Raw genomic sequence first — 17666 nt, 5'->3', positions numbered from 1 at the left:
TTTGTTTGAGCTGTACCAGCGCACCACCAGCCTGCTGCCCGCCACAGCGGCAAAGCCAAAACGAAAATCTAAAACGTAATTTGAAATTGGGAGAGAAAATCAATGGCAAAGTTTTTGAATACCAGCGCTACCAACTATTTCCTTGAAGAGATGATCAAGAGCGCATCAGATCGCCTGATTCTGATTAGCCCATTCCTCAAGCTCAACGACCGCATGAAAGAGTTACTGGCAGACAAAAACCGGCTGAAGATTGACGTGCGCATTGTTTACGGTAAAAGCGAGCTGCAACCGCAGGAAATCGAATGGCTGCGTGGTCTAACCTACATTCGCACCAGCTTCTGCAAGAATCTGCACGCCAAGTGCTACATGAATGAAGCGATGTGCATCGTGACCAGCCTGAACCTGTATGAGTTCAGCCAGGTCAACAACAATGAGATGGGCATTCTGATTCAGCGCGGCGACGACAGCCAGCTATACAAGGACGCCTACGAAGAAGCTCAGCGCATCATCCGCATCAGCGACGAAGTACGCATTTCTCTAGAGCGAGTTACCAGCGAACCAGCAGTGGCAAGCCAGGATGCTGACAGGAACACCGAAGGCGAAGCTGCAGGCGACAAGCTCCCCTCTGGCAAGCTGGCCCAAAAGCTGGGGTTGAAGACGGCACAGTTATTGGATCGTGCCACCGAGCTGGGCTATCTGGTACTCACCGAAGACAAACATGGCCTGACCCCCAAAGGGGAAAGCGCTGGCGTGGAATTCGTTGCCAAGGGTCGCTTTGGTCCTTACTTTTTGTGGCCACAAGGTTTTCATCTTGCATGAATATCGCTTGACCTGAACAGGTCGGTCCGCCACCTTAGAAAAGCGCAGTGAAGATACAGGGAGTAAAAAGCGTGGCAAGACCAAAGACCCACAAGAGAAAAAAGAGCGGGCGTGACGAGTTGCTGGAGAAAGGTGCTTTCATCACAGCATTGGGAATTGGCTTACTGGTTGTGCCCTTGTTTCTCGGAGCCTCGCCCATGCTCAAGCCTCTCGCGGGCGCCTTGCGCACCCCCGGCTGGCTGCTTCTGGGGATGGGCTTGTTTTTGTTGGGAATTCGCTTTGTGTTGAAGGACAGGACTGAACCTGCACCGAGCGCTACAACCTCTTCAACCAGGCGGCAAGGGCCAGCAGATCGCAGGGACGCTTTCGGCCAAGCTATCCCTCCAGCTCCCGGTGGTTCTGCGGCCGAAGGCAGGCGCGAGCCTTTTGCCGTGGCAGTCAGCACTCGCCAGCCCGCTACAAAATGGAGCCCCGACGTATTCGCAGCCATCGAATGGCGCCGCTTTGAGGCGGTATGCGAAACCCTGTTTGCGCAAGCCGGGTTTGCCACTCGTTCGCAATCGCACGGCGCCGACGGCGGCGTAGACATCTGGCTGCGCTCGGACAACGCGCAAGCCCCGGTGGCCGTCGTGCAGTGCAAGCACTGGAACGGCAAGCAGGTGACGGTGAAAGAGATACGCGAGTTCTTCGGCGTGATGGCCTCGCACCAGATCAAGCGGGGCACCTACGCTACCACGTCCACCTACACCGCCGAAGCACAGAAGTTTGCAAAAAACAATGGCATCAACGCGCTCGATGGCGCCGCTCTGCTGGCCCTGATCGCCAAGCGCACGCCAGAACAGCAGCAAGCCCTGCTTGCAGTGGCACATGAGGGCGAGTACTGGCGGCCGACATGTGCGAGCTGCGGCATCAAACTCGTGGAACGCATGCCTGCCAAAGGGGGAGGCGCATTTTGGGGTTGCAACAATTACCCTCGCTGCAAAACCCGAATGCAAATGGCGGCCTCTGCATAAAACCAAGATCACAATATTGAGATGCTGAATCCCAATCTCCAGATAACACCTTCGCTGTATTCCATGTGCATGGCCGCTGTTCTCTGCGCGGCTACCCCAGCCCACGCCCAGCCCACCGAAGAAGTCCCCTTCATCACCTCCCCCGACAACGTCACGCTCGAGATGCTGAGCAGCGCCGGCGTCAAGCGCGGCGACCATGTGATTGACCTGGGCTCGGGTGACGGGCGCATTGTGATTCTGGCGGCCAAACGCTTTGAGGCCACCGGCCTGGGGGTGGAGATCGACCCGACGCTGGTCGAGAAAAGCAAAAGCAATGCGCGCAACGCGGGCGTGGCGGACAAGACCGAGTTTCTGGTGCAGGACCTGTTCAAGACCGACCTGGCGCCGGCCACAGTCATCACCATGTATTTGCTGCCGGAGTTCAACCTGCAGTTGCGCCCTGCCCTGCTTGCGCTCAAACCCGGCACACGCATCGTCTCGCACGACTGGGACATGGGCGACTGGAAGCCGGACCGCACAACCGTGGTGCCCGTGCCCGACAAAAAGGTGGGGCTTGAGAAGTCGAGCAAGGTGTATGTGTGGACCGTGCCTGCGCGGGTAGAAGGCCTGTGGTGCGCGGGCGGCCTGCTGCGTGGTGCCAGCATCAAGCTGACGCAAACCTACCAGACCTTTACCGGCACGCTGGTCTGGCGCGACCGCACGCGTGAGCTGGCGGGCACGATCAGCGGCGTTGAGTTGCGCACACCCGCGGGCAGCAGTGGCGAGCTGGTGTTGCAGGCCAGTGACGATGTGCTGCGCACCACTTCGGCCCAGGGCAATCTGGCGCTGGCGCAAGGCATGGCCTTCAAACGCGCTGCGGGTACGAGCTGCAACTAACGCAAGCGGCGGATCGCCTCCGGCCACGACACAGTGCATCTGCCCCAGCCCTGAAAACTGTGATTTTGCTACTGTATTGATAGCTCGTTGCGCTTATCCCGCAAGGGCTAGAGCCATATTTTGTTCATAAATCCACAGTCAGCAGGGCAAGGCTGCATCTGCCGCATTTGCCGCATTTGCCGCATTTGCCAGCAGGCTACTTCTGAACCGGGTTGGCGGTCAGCCAGTTGGCCGCGTAGGCGCGCATGAACTCTTTGGCCTTCTCGGGGCGGGCGCCCAGCCAGGCGTCGTAAGCACCTTCGTTCAATATCGCCGGCATGCGTTTTTCACTGCCGGGCTGCTGGTAACGGCTGATCAGCGCGTGGTTGTTGGCGTTGACCGTGAGAAGCGCGTAGCTGACGATCACGGTGCCGTCTTCGCCTGTCCAGCTTTCCCACACGCCGGCCACGCCCATGGGTTTTCCGTCAACGCGGGCAATGCGCGTGGGCTGGGCCTTGCCGCTGCGCCAGTCGTCTTCCATGAAGGCTGTCATCGGCACAATGCAGCGCTGCCCGCCGAGCCAGGCATCGCGAAAATTGTTGGAGGTGCTGACGGTTTCAGAGCGGGCATTGACCAGCTTGGTCGAACGCAACTTGGCGTCAGACGCTGACTTGACCCAGCGCGGCACCAGACCAAACTGGCCGGCATGCAACTCATGCGCCACCGGCTGTGGTGCGGGCTTGACGGCTTCTGCGCCCTCCCCCGAATCGCTGATCTCTGCGGCTTGATCTGCGTCATCGGCTTTAACGCCTCTTCCGACTGCTCCGACTGTTTCGCCTCCGTCGGCTTCTGCTCCGGGCACCCCAATCTCTGCGGCCTGGGCCGCACGGATGAACACCCCCGGCTGGCGCGGCCACACCGCGCGCCCCACGGCGGCAGCGGGGGCGGAAACATGAAAGGCATCGGCGTAAAGCGAGGCAGGGTGAACGCTCTCGTAATAGGTACTCATGCGACGATGCTATCGCAGTGCAGCGGCTGCCAGCCGCGCCATGACCCGACAGACCGGCCATGAAGGTTGATGGCGATTTCCTGTTCTTTGCGGGAGCCCTGCCAAACCGCAAGGTCGCGCGCTCCGCCCACATCTGAGTCCGTTGCGGGCGTTTAATATGTCGCCAAGCCGTTTCTGTGACGGCGGCGCCAAGCCCTTGATTTATCCATCCTTCCAGGAGACCTGCATGCCCACATTCGCAACCGTCGTTGGTGACGTGACCTTCACCCCCGGTGACGGCGCTCCCATCGCCATTCCGCCGGGCCGTATTGAAGTGGGGCTGGAGCCGGACAGCGCCACACTGAGCTGGGACGCCGGCGACGGTGTGGCCGGTGTGACGGCGATTCCCAAAACCCAGTTTGACGACTACATGCGCGACGGCAAGATCGTCTGGGAAAAACAATAAGCATCACCCGTGCTTGTTTCATCTTCTGATTTGGGCCGCCTCACACCCAACCTGTCGCGCCGCAACGCGCTGCTGGGCGCGCTGGGTCTGCTGGCGCTACCGGCCACAGGTTTTGCAGCCCCACCTGCTGCTGTATCCACTGTCTGGCCCCAGGATTCACGCGTCCCAGGCGGCATGGCGCGCCTGTCGCTGGGCCCGGCTGCCCTGCGTCCGGTGGCCCAGCAGGGAGAACTGCCCTTGCTGGTGCTGGGCGATGAGATCGCGTGGACGGCGCTGGTTGGCATTGCCCTGTCTGCGTCGCCGGGCGACGCCAGCATCAACGTGCGGGCGTCCGACGGCACTCAGCGCGAGCTGGCCTACCGGATTGAACCCAAGCGTTACAGCGAACAAAAGCTCACCGTGCCGCCGCGCACGGTGGACCTGTCTGCTGGCGACCTGGCACGCCACGAGCGCGAGCGCGCGCACCAGGAGGTGGTGATGGCGACCTTCAGCCAGCCGCTGCCGCAAGCCCCGCTGCGCATGCAGGTGCCGGTGCCGGGGCGGCGTTCCAGCTCGTTCGGGCTGCGTCGCGTCTTCAACGGGCAGGCGCGCAACCCGCACAGCGGCATGGACATCGCGGCCGGCACGGGCACGCCGGTGGTGGCGCCGCTGCCAGGTCGGGTCATCGACACCGGCGACTATTTCTTCAACGGCAACACCGTCTGGCTGGACCACGGCGGCGGCCTGCTGAGCATGGTTTGCCACTTGAGCGCCATGGACGTACAACCCGGCGATACGCTGAAGACCGGCGAGCGCCTGGGCGCCGTGGGCGCGACCGGGCGCGTGACCGGCCCGCACCTGCACTGGGGCGTGATGCTGAACCGCACCATGGTGAACCCGGCGTTGTTTGTAGCGGCCTGACGCTCAAAAAAACCCTATTCGGGTATGATCAACCCCATTATGGGTACAAACAAGCTCGGACCAGACGTGTCCTTGTCGATGGCAGATGCGCTGTTTCCAAAAGGACGCCAGCGGGTGTTGTCGGTTCTGTTCGGCAACCCCGACCGGAGTTTTTATGCAAACGAAGTGATCGCCCTGGCGCAGTCAGGCACGGGTTCCGTGCAGCGTGAGCTGGCGGCCTTGTCTGAGGCCGGCCTGTTGACGGTCACACGCCAAGGCAATCAGAAGCACTACCAGGCCAATGCAGCTTCGCCGGTGTTTGCCGAGTTACGCGGCCTCGTTTTGAAGACCTCAGGACTGGCCGACGTTTTGCGCGCTGCCCTGGCGCCACTGGCGCCACAGATTCAAGCGGCATTTGTTTATGGCTCGGTCGCCAAACAGCAGGACACGGCCCAAAGCGACATTGACTTGCTGGTGGTGAGCGCGCATCTTGGTTATGCCGACGTATTTGGTGCGCTGGAAAGCGCCACCGTTTCATTGGGCCGCAAGGTCAACCCCAGCCTGTACACGCCCGCAGACATTGCCAAGCGTTTGGAAAAAGACAACGCATTTGTCACCCGTGTTTTGCAGCAGCCCAAGATCTGGCTGATAGGCAACGAAGACCAGCTTCACCATGCCCAGCCCGCTTGACAACCTGTGCGGCCCCGGCAAACCGCTTAAAGCTGAATTACCCGACGCCAACGAGATCGCCGGCTTGCTGCGCACCGGCGTTGCGCGTTTGCTTGATGCGCGCAACACATCATTGGCGCTTGAAAGCCGGTTTGATCTGGCTTACAGCGCCGCGCACGCCCTGTGCCTGGCAGCGCTGCGACGCATAGGTTATCGCCCGGGCAACCGGTACATCGTGTTTCAGGTGCTGCCGCACACGCTGGCTCTGGGCCCCGAGGTATGGCGGGTGCTGGACAAATGCCACAACACCCGTAACCTCGGCGAATACGAAGGTTTGCTCGACGTCGATGAACGGCTGGTCACAGACTTGATCGTCGCCGCTCAGGCAGTAGCAGACGCGCTCGAGAGGCGCTGAACCGCACCATGGTGAACCCGGCGCTGTTTCTGGCGGCTTGAACCCTGCCAGTTCGCCTTTCGCCCTGGTTTGCAAGAAAAAAACGGCTCCAGCCCTTGTCGGACGGGAGCGAGAAGCTATCAAAAAAGTAGCGCGCTCTGCGTAGTGACCACCAACTCTAGGCAGGCGCCCCCAGAGCCTAGGTTGCAGCCACTAGTGCTAACCCTGATGATGAGGCCTCTTTCAACCACCCAAGGAGCCTCTCATGAGCGCCAAAAACCTCTCCACCGTTGCCAGCGACCTGATCGAGTCTTACGGCAACACCGCCAAAAACATCATTGACGCCTACCGCGCTGGTGGCGAGCGCGTGGTGACCGTGCTGGAGCAGCGCTGGAACCGCGCCCTGAAGCAGTCGCGCCCGGAACTGACGGCGGAGACGGCCAAAAATGCACGTGCCGCCCAGCTGGCCTTCAGCGTTTATTACACCAAGGGCCTGAACTTCACGAGCAGCGGCGCCGAGCAGGTGGTCGAGCAACTGGTCAAGCTGGCTGAAACGGGCGTAGAGCGCGCTGCTGCCAACACCGCGTTGTTTGAAGAAAAAACCGGCGTCAACACGCTGAGCACCCTGGCCCAGGTCACCGCACCCGGCGCACTGGTGCTGAGCAAGCTGGCTACGCAGATTGAGCAGAAGACGGCCGGTTTGGCTGGCAAGATTGCGGGTGACGACGTCTCAACGGTCAGCGCCAAGCGCCCTTCGGCATTCAGCCAGCGCCGCAAAGCCGCCTGAGCAACCCCTGATCCGCGGGTCACACTCGCGGCGGGTGGCAGCCCCACTTGAGGCCGCTGCTTCCCCGGCGGTCATCCCGGACGTGCTCCGGGATCCATGCCGCATGAACCACCGCCGGGGCGTGCGTGGCACGGATTGCGGGTCACGCCCGCAATGCAATGACAAGCCCATGGTGGTGAACGTGCAGGCTCAGCCTGCTGCCACCGCCAACTTCACCCTCTTCGCGCCCGTTCCGCCGGCACAGCTATTTCGTTCCTGCGCCCAGGCTGCCAACGGTGAAATAAAAGGTTGCCCCTTCACCGGGCTTGCTCTCGGCCCAGACGCGGCCGCCGTGGCGCTCAATGACGCGTTTGACTGTGGCCAGACCAATGCCCGTGCCCGGAAAATCGCCGGGCGAATGCAGGCGCTCGAAGGTGCCGAACAACTTGTGCGCAAATGCCATGTCGAAGCCGACGCCGTTGTCCCGGACAAAAAACACGTTTTCCCCACCAGCTTCCGGCTGGATGCCAATTTCGATACGCGCCAGCGGCTGGCGGGCGCTGAACTTCCAGGCATTGCCCATCAGGTTCTGCATCACGGCTGACAGCAGACGCGGGTCACCGTGGGCAAGCAGGCTGTCCTGAATATGCACCTGCACCTGACGCTGCAGGTCGCGCTCGCGCTGCGCCTGCTCAATCCCCCGGCACATGGCCGACAGGTCCACCGGCTCGGACCTGATCTCCTCGCGCGACAGGTGCGCCAGCGTCAGCAAGCCCTCAATCAGGTCGCCCATCTGTTTGACGCCGGCGCGGATGCGGTCAAGGTAGTGCTTGCCCTTGTCGCTGATACGGTCCGCGTCGCTTTTGAGCAGCAACTGGCTGAAACCATCCACGGTGTTGAGCGGCGAGCGCAGGTCGTGTGAGACCGAATAGGCAAACGATTCCAGCTCCTTGTTGACCTCGGCGAGCTGGCCGGTACGCAGCAGCACGCGTTGCTCCAGCTCGCTGTTGAGCCCGAGGATCTCCTGCTGCTGCTGCTTGCGCTCGGTGATGTCGCGCTCGACCGCCACCCAGTGGGTGAACGTGCCCGACTCACCGGCAATCGGCGTCATGTCGAGCTCCAGCCAGAGCGGCTGGCCGGCTCTGGTCTGGATGGCAATCTCGGTGCGCACAGGCTGGGACCGCTCCATGGCGGCGCGGATGCGGTCCAGCTCGGCCGGCCGCGTCGTGGCACCCCACAGCTGCATCAGGCCCTGGCCCAGGGCATCCTGCCGGCTGTAGCCGGTCTGGCGCTCGAAGGCGTCGTTGACAAACACGACGCGTGGGCCTTCTCCTTCGCCAGTATGGGCGTCGGTGATGATCACCATGTCGTTGATTCGCGACACCGCCGTCTCCAGCAGGTGCAGCTGCGCCTGTTGCTCGCGCCGCTGTGTGATGTCCTGGAAATAGACCGCCGTTCCATCCTCAGTCGGATACACATGAAAAACAAACCAGGTGTTCAGCGGCCTGTAATACGCCTCAATACGGGTGCTGCGCTGCTCTGCCACGGCGGCACGGTACTCGCGCTCTACATGAGTGCCGGCAATGGTCGAGAACTCCTGCCACATGCTTTCGCCAAGCAACTCTCCCTTGCCGCGCTTGAGCATGCGCTCGGCATGGCCGTTGAGAAAAACAAACCGCCCGTTCTTGTCGATCAGGCAAAAACCGTCGGTGATGCTCTCCAGCGTGGTCATCATTCGCGCCTCAAGCGCCAGCGTGCGCGCCTCGGCCGCTTTCTGCTCCGTGATGTCCTGAAAAGCACCCTGCAGCCGGATGATGGTGCCGCTGGCATTGCGCACCGCCTCGCCCAGTGATCGCACCCAGATGCGTCGGCCTTGGGCGGTCATCTTCGGAAGAATGAATTCGTAGGGCGTACCGTGCTGCGCGCAGGCCTCAACCAGCCTGATCACCTCGGCCCGGTCTTCGGGAAGAAAGTAACCAATGCCTTCGTCCAGCGTTGGCAGATAACCCGGTGGCTGATCGTGAATCGCGCAGTTTTCATCGGACCAGGTGAGTGTGCGTTGCGGCAGGTCAATCGTCCACCCGCCCAGGCGCGCCATGCGGCCGGCGACGCGGTTCATGAACATGTTTTTCTCAAGCTGCGCTGTGGCCACCTTGAGGTCCTCGATGTCGGTGAATGTGCCCAGCCAGCGGGTGGGCTGGTCGCTCACATCGCCCAGCGGATGCGCGCGGCCCAGCATCCAGCGGTACGCGCCGTCCGCGCGGCGCAAGCGGTACTCGACCTCGCAGGTTCGCCCACTTTCTGCCGCCTGCGTCAAGCGCTGGGCCACGCGCGCCTGGTCATCGGGATGGATCAGCTGCGTCCAGCCCTGTCCCAGGCTTTCGTCCATCGCCAGGCCGGTGTAGTCAAACCACATCTGATTGAAATAGGTGAGCCAGCCATCAGCCCGCATCGTGCAGACGATCTGTGGCATGGCGTCGGTCAGCAGGCGAAATTGCGCTTCGCTCGCCTGCAGGGCATCGCTGGCCAGCTTGCGCTCGGTGATGTCCTGCACGGTACCCGTCAGCGTGACGGGCTGGCCTTCGCCGTCGAGCACAGACTCGCCGAGCCCATGGACCCAACGCAACTCGCCATCGGTCCGAACAATCCGGTGCTCGATGTCGAGCCTGCCCTTGCCAGCAAAAAAACGTGTTTGCGCGGCCTGGTAGCTTTTACGATCCTCGGGAAAAACCTGGGACAACACACCTTCGTAGTCACCCACGGGCGAGGTTTGCGCGCCGCGCGCCAAGCCATAAATGTCATAGGTCTCATCGGACCACCAGACCCGGTTGCTGGCGATGTCGAAGTCCCAGTTGCCGATTTTCCCGATGCGCTGCGCGGTGCGCAGGCGATCACGCGCCAGCTGCAGCGCATGTTCGGCGCTGTCGAGTTCCTGGCCGCGCGCGGCCAGCAGACTGCTGAATCGTGCGAACGTGTGGGTCAGGCTGACCAGCTCACAACCGTCATCGCCAGGGATGCTGCCCCCTGGGGGCTGCACACCGCCCGTGGATCGCGCCTGAAGCAGCAGCCGGCGCAGCGGCGCAAGCACCAGCCTGTCACCCACCCATCCCGCCAGCACCATGCCGAGCACCGCCATCGCAAAGATGAGGCCGGCCGGCACCGGTTCAGCGACCCTGCCCTGGGGACGCAGCAGCGCCGGATAAAAAACGGCCACAAACAGCGGCAACAGCCCGACCAGCGCCACCAGCACCAGCCGGGTGCGCAGCCCTGTCGAAAAAATTCTCTGGCTCAACAACTTCATGAACCCTCTTTCTTGACTCGCTTTGTGCGTGCCTGGCCGACGCAATGCTCGAAAACCAGTGTAGCGCCTGCGCATAATGCGGCCATGAGCAAACCGTTTCAGCCCGCCAGCGCCAAAGTGCTGGCCTTTGATATATTTGGCACCGTTGTAGATTGGCACGCCAGCATTTGCCGTGAAGTGCAAGACCTGCGCGCCGGCGTGGACGGCGACGCGTTTGCAATGGCCTGGCGCGGTGGCTACCGGCCGGCGATGGCGCGCGTGATGTCGGGCGAGCTGGGCTGGACACTGATCGACGAGCTGCATCGCATGATTCTCGACGGCATCGTCGATCAGTTCGGCCTGGGCGACTTGAGCGAGGCCGACCGGCAACACCTGAACAAGGCCTGGCACCGCCTGGACCCCTGGCCCGACGTACGGGTAGGGCTGGCGCGGCTGAAAACGCGCTATACGATCTGCACCTTGTCCAACGGCAACATCGGCCTGCTCACCAACATGGCCAAGCGCGCCGGCCTGCCTTGGGACTGCGTCTTGTCGGCCGAGGTTTTCAGGGCCTACAAGCCGGACCCGGCCACCTACCTGGGCGTAGCCCGTGTGTTTGATGTGCCCCCGGGCGAGGTGATGCTGGTAGCGGCCCACCAGGACGACCTGGCCGCCGCACGCGCTTGCGGCCTGCAGACCGCCTACATCGAGCGGCCGGCAGAGTTTGGCGCTGCGCGGCCCAAGGATGTCTCGCCGGACCCGGCCAACACCTGGCACGCCAGAGACTTCAACGCGCTGGCCGACCAGCTCGGGTGTTGATGCCTCCAGCACACGGGCGCTCAGATCGCTATTTTTTCGATAGCTGCTCGCGCTTGTCCATCAAGGGCTGGAGGCATTTTTTATCCATCATCCGGCTGGCCCCATGATGGGCACAGCACCCGTCCGCCTGATTGTTTTCAACAAGCCCTATGGTGTGCTGAGCCAGTTCACAGCCGAGGGCCGTTGGCGCGGGCTGAAGGATTTCATCGCCATCCCGCAGGTCTATGTGGCTGGCCGGCTTGACGCCGACAGCGAAGGCTTGCTGCTGCTGACCGACGACGGCAGGCTGCAGGCACGCATCAGCGACCCGCGCTTCAAGATGGAAAAAACCTATTGGGTGCAAGTCGAGGGTCTGCCCGACGAAGCGGCGCTGGAAACCCTGCGTCGCGGCGTGCAGCTCAACGACGGCCTCACCCGGCCGGCCCGCGCCCGCCTGATGACGCCGCCAGCCACGCTGTGGGACCGCGAGCCGCCGGTGCGTGTGCGGCCGTCCATTCCCACCGCCTGGGTGGAGCTGGTCATCAGCGAGGGGCGCAATCGCCAGGTGCGGCGCATGACGGCCGCCACCGGCTTTCCAACCTTGCGGCTCATCCGCGCGTCCATCGGTCCCTGCAGCCTGGACGGCCTGGCGCCCGGCGCCTGGCGCGATGCTGACGCGGCGGACGCCTGGTGCTGAGATACACCAGGCGCCTTGCTTTAAAGTGCCAGCTTATGCACCCTGCACCAGCCACCCCGCAGATGGCTCACCCCACGATGCCCCCGCGCCGCAGCCTGCTGATCGGCAGCGCCAGCGCGGCGCTGCTGCTGGCCGCCGGCTGCTCCCCCTCGGGCAAACCGCAGGGCAAGACATTGCCCAGGGAGGCCACCCTGCTGTGCCTGGGGGACTCCCTGACTTTCGGTTATGGCGCGACGCCGGACACGAGTTACCCGCAACAACTCGAGCAGATGACCGGCCACGTGACCCAGAACGCTGGCGTCAACGGCGACACCAGCGAAGGCGCGCTGGCGCGTTTGCCGGCGCTGCTGCAGGCCAACCGGCCAGGCCTGGTGCTGGTGTCGATTGGTGGCAATGATTTTTTGCGCCGCATACCGCCGGAGCGCACGCGCGCCGCACTGCGGCAGTTGCTGCAAACCGCAAGCGCCAGCACGCAGGTGGTGCTGATCGCCCAGCCGCAACCAGCGTTTATGGCCGCCGCCATGGGCTCACTCGACGACCACCCGGTGTATGCACAGGTGGCTGGCGAAACCGGCGTGCCCCTGTTTGCGGGCGGCTGGTCTGAGGTGCTGTCGCGCGCCGAACTGCGCTCGGACCAGATCCACGCCACCGCCGAGGGCTACCGTGTGTTTGCCCAGCGGCTGGCCGACTGGCTGCGCAAAATGAAATTCGTAGCCTGACGACGACTTGACGACGACGGCTGACCGCTTCCTTTTTGATAGCTGCTTGCGCCCGTGGAATAAGGGCTGGAGGCCTATTTGATTAAAATTTCGCACACCAGGGCCGCCTTTCGCTAGAATTTCCAGCAGTGGGGGGGTAGCTCAGCTGGGAGAGCGCTGCGTTCGCAATGCAGAGGTCGGGAGTTCGATCCTCCTCCTCTCCACCATCGATACCTCCGTCCAGGCGGCTGTAAAGCTCTGTAAAGCTGCCGGCCACGGTGAGCCGGCTCGCTCATCGGGACGTTAGTCAGGGGTATTCTGGAAGCTGGAGACTCCGATGCCCCCACACCGCCCTCCCACCGCGACCGCTTTGCTGCTGGCCTTGCCATTGCTGGCGGGCTCGCCCGTTTTTTCGCAACAAGCCGATACCGGTGCAGCAGCGGCGTGGCGCGCCACCTCGCGCCTGGGTTACGGGCCCAGCGCCGCCACGGCGCCAGCCGCGCAGGCGGGCGCCAGGGCCTGGGCGCTGCAGCAGCTGGACGCCGCCTACGCGGCCAGCCAGCGCGCACCGGCCATCCCGGCCGAGCTGGCGCGTTTCAACCAGCCGGTCAACCAGATTGCCGCCGACTTTCATGCCGAACGCGAGGCACGCCGCCTGGCGCGCCAGGCCAACGCGGTGGGCGCGCCTGCCGCCAGGCCCGGCAATGCCGACAACTTCAGCCGCGAGATGCAGCAAAGCGCCGCCGCCTGGCGGCTCATGGCCTGCAGCGACCCGGCGGTCGAGCAGCCGCTGCTGGCACGCATGACCGAATTCTGGTTCAACCACCTCAACGTGTTTGTCGGCAAGGGCCCGGTGCGGCCGTTTGTTGGCCACTACGCGGTCAACGTGATCCGCGCCAACGCGCTCGGCAAATTCGAGGACATGCTGCTGGCCAGTGCGCGCCATCCGGCCATGCTGTTTTACCTGGACCAGGCACAAAGCAATGTGCGTGGCCTGAACGAAAACTATGCGCGCGAGCTGATGGAGCTGCACACCCTGGGCGTGAACGCGGGCTACACCCAGAACGACGTGCGTGAGCTGGCGCGCATCCTGACCGGCTGGACCGTCGGCCTGCAACAGGGCGAGGCTTTCCGCTTTGGGCCGCGCCTGCACGACACAGGCGACAAGGTGCTGCTCGGCCGCAGCTTCAGCGCCGACGGCCTGCGCGAGGGTGAAGAAGCCATCCGCATGCTGGCGCGCCACCCGGCGACCGCGCAGCGTATTGCCCTGCGGCTGGCCACCACCTTTGTCACCGACCAGCCGCCGCGGGTGCTGACCGACAGGCTGGCCGCGACCTTTACACGCACGCAGGGCGACATCCGCGCAGTGATGCGCACGCTGATCGAGTCGCCGGAATTCTGGGCCGCCGACAACACGCTGTTCAAGACGCCGCTGGACTTTGCCTGCTCGGCGTTGACGGCGGGCGGCGGCGCCAGAGAGCGGCGCGAGATTCAGCTCACCCTGGGTTTTCTGGCGCAGGCTGGCCAGCCCATGCATGGCTGGCAAACACCCGACGGCTACAAGACCGATGCCGCCACCTGGCTGGCCCCCGAGGCGCTGACCCGCCGCGCCGACTACGCGATGGCGCTGGGCGTCCGCATGGACGATCCCCTGTACCTTCAGACCTTTTTGAGTGCAGCGAGCCGCGAGCGCATCACGCGCGAGACACCCGCGCTGCGTGCCGGGCTGACGCTGGCCAGTCCCGACTTCATGCGCAAGTAAAGCTTCCCGAAAGAACCGCAGTCAGAGGACGCACCATGGACAGCACTGAAATTTCACGCCGCCGTTTTTTACTCGCCTCGGGCACAGCCGTGGCTGCCGTCCATGCGCCGCGCGTCTGGGCGCAGGCTGCGCCAGCCGGCACCCGCCCAGCAGGCCCGGGGCGGCTGGTGGTGGTTTTTTTACGCGGCGCGTATGACGGGCTTTCTGCCCTGGTGCCGTATGCCGACGCCGACTACTACAGCCTGCGGCCCAACATCGCCATTGCTGCGCCTGACGGCAGCGCGCAAACCGCCCTCCGGCTCGACAACACTTTTGCGCTGCACCCGGCGCTTTCGCCGCTGCTGCCGCTGTGGCAGCAGGGCGTGCTCGGCTTTGTGCCAGCCGCTGGTCTGCCTGTGCCCAACCGCTCGCACTTCGACGCGCAGTACCAGATGGAAATCGCGCAAAGCGGCAAGACCAGCGCCGCGCCGGGTTGGCTCAACAAGGTGGCGGCCTTCAACGGGTCCGCTACGTCGGCCATCGGGGTGGGCGAGGCCAACCCGGCCATCCTGGCCGGCACCGCCACCGTCAGGCTGATCCCGCGCGGGCAGGCGGCGCAGCGCACCGGCGTGCTGGCCAACGACACCACCCGCCAGGCCCTGCTGGACCTGTATGCCGGCAACGACAAGATCAGCGAGGCTTTCCGCCAGGGCGCGGGCAGCCGCATGCAGAGCGCGCAGGAGTTGAGCACAGAACAAAAAGCCGCCGACGGCCGTCGCATGGCGGCAACTCAGGACAACACCGCCAGAGTGGACGCGGCCCTGCCCGGCACGCAGGCGCAGAACGCGCAAATGCTGGCCGCCAGCAACGGCGCGGCCGACCCGGTGGGTCTGCAGCTCGACGCGCAGCACCTGGGCACCTTGATGCGCAACGACCGCCAGCTTCGCATCGGCTTTTTGTCGGCGGGGGGCTGGGACACCCATGCCAACCAGGGCCATGCCACCGGCCAGCTCGCCGGCCGCCTGGGCAACCTGGCGACGGGCCTTGCGCAACTGCGGCGGGATTTTTCGGAAACCGGCGACGTGATTGTGGTCATGAGCGAGTTCGGCCGCACCGCCGCTGAAAACGGCAGCCGCGGCACCGACCATGGTTTTGGCAACGCGATGTGGCTGATCGGCAACCGCATCAACGGTGGGCGCTGGCACGGCCAGTGGACCGGCCTGGCGCGCGGCAACCTCAACGACAACCGCGACCTGCCGGCCCACCACGACTACCGCGCGGTGCTGGCGCAGTTGCTGCGCGGGAGCTTCGCCCTGCCCGACTCGGCGCTGGCCACGGTGTTGCCGGGGGTCAGCTGGGACACGCGCCTGGACGGCTTGCTGCGTAAAGCCTGAAGCAAACGCCTGCAGGCAACGGGGAACAAAGGCCCCGCCGACCAACTCCATCCCAGCCAAGCCACTTTCACGGACCTTCTGCATGCTGCGTACCCTCAAGGAATTATTCGACACCTTCGCCGCCCCGGCTTCCAGCCAGACGCCCGGGGAGCTGGCGCACACGCTGCAGCTCGCTACCGCCGTGCTGCTGGTGGAGGTGATGCGGGCCGACCCGGCCATCGGGCCTGCCGAGCAGCGCGTGGTGCTGCAGGCGCTGCGCAGCAAGTTTGCGCTGGCCGACGACGAACTCGACCGCCTCGTGGAGCTGGCCGGCGAAACCGCCAAAGACCTGTACGACTACCACCGCTTCACCTCCAGCCTGAACGAACATTTCACGCAGGAACAGAAAATCCGTGTGGTTGAAGGCATGTGGCAGGTCGCCTATGCCGATGCCCACCTCGACGCGAAAGAAAACCACCTGATCAGCAAGGTCGCCGGGCTGCTGCACGTGACCCATGGCGAGTACATCGCGGCCAAGATGCGGGCCAAAGAGGACGCCGGGCAAGCCTGAGCAGCTGAGCGGATTATTTGGGGCGCGGCCGCGGCAAACCCTTGTCGGGTTGCGATAGTTTTCCGGCGCGTAACTCTTTCACGGCGTGGGCCACCGCCAGCGCCACATTGCGCACCTCGGCCTGCACCGCCTTGTCGGCGTCGAGCGCCTTGTGGCTGTCGGCATAGGACTCAAAGTAGCCGATGTAACGGTCCAGCCGGGCCTGGCTGCCGGCGTCGATCAAACCCATCCAGTCCAGCCAGTCCGACAGGCCGCGCCGCGAGCCCTCAATGCCGGCCACATCACCATGCACCACCAACCCATAGGCACGGCCAGCCAGGTGTTTGGGGTAGTCCCAGCCCTTGCGCTCGAGTGCCTTGGCCTCGGCCGGCTTTTTGCCATGGGTGGTGGTTGGGTCCGGGTTGCCGCCGTCAGCGCAGACCAGCCGGTCAATCATCAGTTTGAGCGGGCTGGGCGACTGGTACCAGTACACCGGCGTCAGGATGATGACGGCGTGCGCTGCGGTCCAGCGCTCGTAGATTTCGTTCATCCAGTCGCTGGTCTGGCCCAGTGCATGATTCGGATAACAGCTGCAGGGCCAGTGGCACAGCGGCATGGCGGTGGAGACACAACCTTTGCACGGGTGGATGTTGAGGTGGTAGCTGGAAGTGAGCAGGCTCAGGTCCAGCACATCCGTTTCCATTTTTTCTTTCTTCAGCGTTTGCGCGGCCCATTCGACCATGCGGAAGGTCTTGGAGATTTCGCCCGGGCAGGTGCCGTCGTTGCGGGCTGAGCCGCAGATCAGCAGCACGCGAGATGGCGTGGAGGGTTTTTTCCAGGCGGCTGCGGCTTTTTCGATGCGCTTTTTGGTGTCCAGCCATTCGACCGACAGGTCATAGTCCGGGTCGGCGTAGCCCGGGCCAGCCTTGCGGGTGACCGGCGCCTTGCGGCCTTCCTTGTAGGCTTCCCAGGCAATCTGCTCGACCCGCGAGATGGCTTGCTCCTCGGCCTTGAAAGCCGGGTCCATGAAGGACTGCATGAAACGTTCATGAAAAACATCGCGCGTCAAAACGGCGGGCGCCTGGCCTTTGCGTAAATGGGTCATGCGACCAGTCTAGGCAGGCGCGTGGACCCGAAACCGGGGTTCAGCCCCTGTCCTACGCGATCTCTGGAAGATGTCTGCAAGGCGCTGCGCCGGCGCACGGCCGGGCAGCGCAGGCATGCCCAGATGGCTATCTAATTGATAGCTGCTTTCGACCGCCACACATGGACCAGGAGCCTTTTTTCCTAAAACGCGTAACTAGTCAGCCCCTCTTAACTGTCAGACGCAAAGCCGGGGAGGCCCTCACCCTAGCCCTCTCCCAGAGGGAGAGGGAAAAAGATGCCCGCCTTTGCACCCTCTCCCTCCGGGAGAGGGAAAAAGATGCCCGCCTTTGCACCCTCTCCCTCCGGGAGAGGGCAGGGGTGAGGGCAAGCGGCGCACAGGAAGCTGAGCAATTACGAAAACTCCGACCTTCAACCCTGCAAGGCCTGCCAGAGCTTGACCGGCGTCAGCGGCATTTGCAGGCGCGGCGACTGCACCGCCAGGCCGTGGCGCGCCAGCGCGTCGGCCACGGCGTTAACCACCGAGGGACCGGCGCCAATCGTGCCGAGTTCGCCCACGCCCTTGACGCCCAGCGG

The 17666-nt window shown here is 63.8% G+C and carries 17 protein-coding genes and 1 tRNA gene; 15 read left to right on the top strand and 3 right to left on the bottom strand.

What is annotated here, in order from left to right; translation table 11 throughout:
* The first annotated feature begins 102 nt into the window (after window positions 1-102).
* From ACESMT_RS14910 to ACESMT_RS14900, 3 genes are all read left to right on the top strand, one after another.
* Window positions 103-819: a phospholipase D family protein gene (locus ACESMT_RS14910; protein WP_372827376.1), complete on the top strand. Its 717-nt coding sequence runs from the start codon at window positions 103-105 to the stop codon at window positions 817-819.
* A 431-nt stretch (window positions 820-1250) separates the two neighbouring features.
* A complete protein-coding gene (locus ACESMT_RS14905) occupies window positions 1251-1832 on the top strand; it encodes a restriction endonuclease (protein ID WP_372827375.1) in 582 nt (193 codons plus the stop codon).
* A 21-nt stretch (window positions 1833-1853) separates the two neighbouring features.
* Entirely contained in the window at window positions 1854-2708 is an 855-nt protein-coding gene (locus ACESMT_RS14900) for a cyclopropane-fatty-acyl-phospholipid synthase family protein (RefSeq protein WP_372827374.1), read from the top strand.
* 196 nt (window positions 2709-2904) lie between these two features.
* On the opposite strand, the gene ACESMT_RS14895 is transcribed toward ACESMT_RS14900, so the two are convergent.
* Window positions 2905-3696, bottom strand: a complete 792-nt coding sequence (locus ACESMT_RS14895) for an SOS response-associated peptidase (protein ID WP_372827373.1) — start codon at window positions 3694-3696, stop codon at window positions 2905-2907.
* 226 nt (window positions 3697-3922) lie between these two features.
* On the opposite strand from ACESMT_RS14895, the gene ACESMT_RS14890 reads away from it, so the two are divergent.
* The 5 genes from ACESMT_RS14890 to ACESMT_RS14870 all read left to right on the top strand — a co-directional run bounded on the left by ACESMT_RS14890 (window position 3923) and on the right by ACESMT_RS14870 (window position 6870).
* Window positions 3923-4141 (top strand): hypothetical protein, encoded by a 219-nt coding sequence (locus ACESMT_RS14890; RefSeq protein ID WP_372827372.1) that lies wholly within the window; start codon window positions 3923-3925, stop codon window positions 4139-4141.
* 9 nt (window positions 4142-4150) lie between these two features.
* Window positions 4151-5041 (top strand): M23 family metallopeptidase, encoded by an 891-nt coding sequence (locus ACESMT_RS14885; RefSeq protein WP_372827371.1) that lies wholly within the window; start codon window positions 4151-4153, stop codon window positions 5039-5041.
* 24 nt (window positions 5042-5065) lie between these two features.
* A complete protein-coding gene (locus ACESMT_RS14880; RefSeq protein WP_372827370.1) occupies window positions 5066-5710 on the top strand; it encodes a nucleotidyltransferase domain-containing protein in 645 nt (214 codons plus the stop codon).
* A complete protein-coding gene (locus tag ACESMT_RS14875) occupies window positions 5694-6104 on the top strand; it encodes a hypothetical protein (protein WP_372827369.1) in 411 nt (136 codons plus the stop codon). Before ACESMT_RS14880 ends, ACESMT_RS14875 begins: the two co-directional genes overlap by 17 nt.
* Window positions 6105-6348: 244 nt before the next feature.
* Entirely contained in the window at window positions 6349-6870 is a 522-nt protein-coding gene (locus tag ACESMT_RS14870) for a hypothetical protein (protein ID WP_372827368.1), read from the top strand.
* Window positions 6871-7114: 244 nt separating this feature from the next.
* On the opposite strand, the gene ACESMT_RS14865 is transcribed toward ACESMT_RS14870, so the two are convergent.
* A complete protein-coding gene (locus ACESMT_RS14865) occupies window positions 7115-10150 on the bottom strand; it encodes a PAS domain S-box protein (protein WP_372827367.1) in 3036 nt (1011 codons plus the stop codon).
* A gap of 84 nt (window positions 10151-10234) precedes the next feature.
* Between ACESMT_RS14865 and ACESMT_RS14860 the strand changes: the two genes are divergently transcribed.
* The 7 genes from ACESMT_RS14860 (at window position 10235) to ACESMT_RS14830 (ending at window position 16007) form a co-directional block, all read left to right on the top strand.
* On the top strand, window positions 10235-10948 hold the full coding sequence (locus ACESMT_RS14860) for a haloacid dehalogenase type II (protein ID WP_372827366.1): 714 nt from the start codon (window positions 10235-10237) through the stop codon (window positions 10946-10948).
* Window positions 10949-11051: 103 nt separating this feature from the next.
* Window positions 11052-11624: a pseudouridine synthase gene (locus tag ACESMT_RS14855; protein WP_372827365.1), complete on the top strand. Its 573-nt coding sequence runs from the start codon at window positions 11052-11054 to the stop codon at window positions 11622-11624.
* Between the two features lie 35 nt (window positions 11625-11659).
* Window positions 11660-12343, top strand: coding sequence for a GDSL-type esterase/lipase family protein (locus tag ACESMT_RS14850; RefSeq protein ID WP_372827364.1), 684 nt, complete (start codon window positions 11660-11662; stop codon window positions 12341-12343).
* Between the two features lie 130 nt (window positions 12344-12473).
* A tRNA-Ala gene (locus ACESMT_RS14845) sits at window positions 12474-12549 on the top strand.
* Between the two features lie 110 nt (window positions 12550-12659).
* Window positions 12660-14084, top strand: a complete 1425-nt coding sequence (locus ACESMT_RS14840) for a DUF1800 domain-containing protein (RefSeq protein WP_372827363.1) — start codon at window positions 12660-12662, stop codon at window positions 14082-14084.
* 35 nt (window positions 14085-14119) lie between these two features.
* Entirely contained in the window at window positions 14120-15457 is a 1338-nt protein-coding gene (locus tag ACESMT_RS14835; protein ID WP_372827362.1) for a DUF1501 domain-containing protein, read from the top strand.
* A gap of 82 nt (window positions 15458-15539) precedes the next feature.
* Window positions 15540-16007 (top strand): TerB family tellurite resistance protein, encoded by a 468-nt coding sequence (locus tag ACESMT_RS14830; RefSeq protein ID WP_372827361.1) that lies wholly within the window; start codon window positions 15540-15542, stop codon window positions 16005-16007.
* Window positions 16008-16020: 13 nt separating this feature from the next.
* Here the strand turns inward: ACESMT_RS14830 and ACESMT_RS14825 are convergent, their stop codons facing one another.
* On the bottom strand, window positions 16021-17091 hold the full coding sequence (locus ACESMT_RS14825) for a flavodoxin family protein (protein WP_372827360.1): 1071 nt from the start codon (window positions 17089-17091) through the stop codon (window positions 16021-16023).
* Between the last annotated feature and the right edge of the window lie 575 nt (window positions 17092-17666).

Origin of the sequence: Polaromonas sp. (genome assembly GCF_041689105.1) — a bacterium.
Classification (GTDB): Bacteria; Pseudomonadota; Gammaproteobacteria; order Burkholderiales; family Burkholderiaceae_C; genus Polaromonas.
This window is presented reverse-complemented; position numbering and strand designations above follow the sequence as displayed.

What these genes read in the sequence shown, in the direction of transcription:
- ACESMT_RS14910 (WP_372827376.1), top strand. Translation starts at nt 103, where the DNA reads ATGGCAAAGTTTTTGAATACCAGCGCTACCAACTATTTCCTTGAAGAG.
- ACESMT_RS14900 (WP_372827374.1), top strand. Translation starts at nt 1,854, where the DNA reads ATGCTGAATCCCAATCTCCAGATAACACCTTCGCTGTATTCCATGTGC.
- ACESMT_RS14895 (WP_372827373.1), bottom strand. Translation starts at nt 3,696, where the DNA reads ATGAGTACCTATTACGAGAGCGTTCACCCTGCCTCGCTTTACGCCGAT.
- ACESMT_RS14890 (WP_372827372.1), top strand. Translation starts at nt 3,923, where the DNA reads ATGCCCACATTCGCAACCGTCGTTGGTGACGTGACCTTCACCCCCGGT.
- ACESMT_RS14880 (WP_372827370.1), top strand. Translation starts at nt 5,066, where the DNA reads ATGATCAACCCCATTATGGGTACAAACAAGCTCGGACCAGACGTGTCC.
- ACESMT_RS14875 (WP_372827369.1), top strand. Translation starts at nt 5,694, where the DNA reads ATGCCCAGCCCGCTTGACAACCTGTGCGGCCCCGGCAAACCGCTTAAA.
- ACESMT_RS14870 (WP_372827368.1), top strand. Translation starts at nt 6,349, where the DNA reads ATGAGCGCCAAAAACCTCTCCACCGTTGCCAGCGACCTGATCGAGTCT.
- ACESMT_RS14865 (WP_372827367.1), bottom strand. Translation starts at nt 10,150, where the DNA reads ATGAAGTTGTTGAGCCAGAGAATTTTTTCGACAGGGCTGCGCACCCGG.
- ACESMT_RS14860 (WP_372827366.1), top strand. Translation starts at nt 10,235, where the DNA reads ATGAGCAAACCGTTTCAGCCCGCCAGCGCCAAAGTGCTGGCCTTTGAT.
- ACESMT_RS14855 (WP_372827365.1), top strand. Translation starts at nt 11,052, where the DNA reads ATGATGGGCACAGCACCCGTCCGCCTGATTGTTTTCAACAAGCCCTAT.
- ACESMT_RS14850 (WP_372827364.1), top strand. Translation starts at nt 11,660, where the DNA reads ATGCACCCTGCACCAGCCACCCCGCAGATGGCTCACCCCACGATGCCC.
- ACESMT_RS14840 (WP_372827363.1), top strand. Translation starts at nt 12,660, where the DNA reads ATGCCCCCACACCGCCCTCCCACCGCGACCGCTTTGCTGCTGGCCTTG.
- ACESMT_RS14835 (WP_372827362.1), top strand. Translation starts at nt 14,120, where the DNA reads ATGGACAGCACTGAAATTTCACGCCGCCGTTTTTTACTCGCCTCGGGC.
- ACESMT_RS14830 (WP_372827361.1), top strand. Translation starts at nt 15,540, where the DNA reads ATGCTGCGTACCCTCAAGGAATTATTCGACACCTTCGCCGCCCCGGCT.
- ACESMT_RS14825 (WP_372827360.1), bottom strand. Translation starts at nt 17,091, where the DNA reads ATGACCCATTTACGCAAAGGCCAGGCGCCCGCCGTTTTGACGCGCGAT.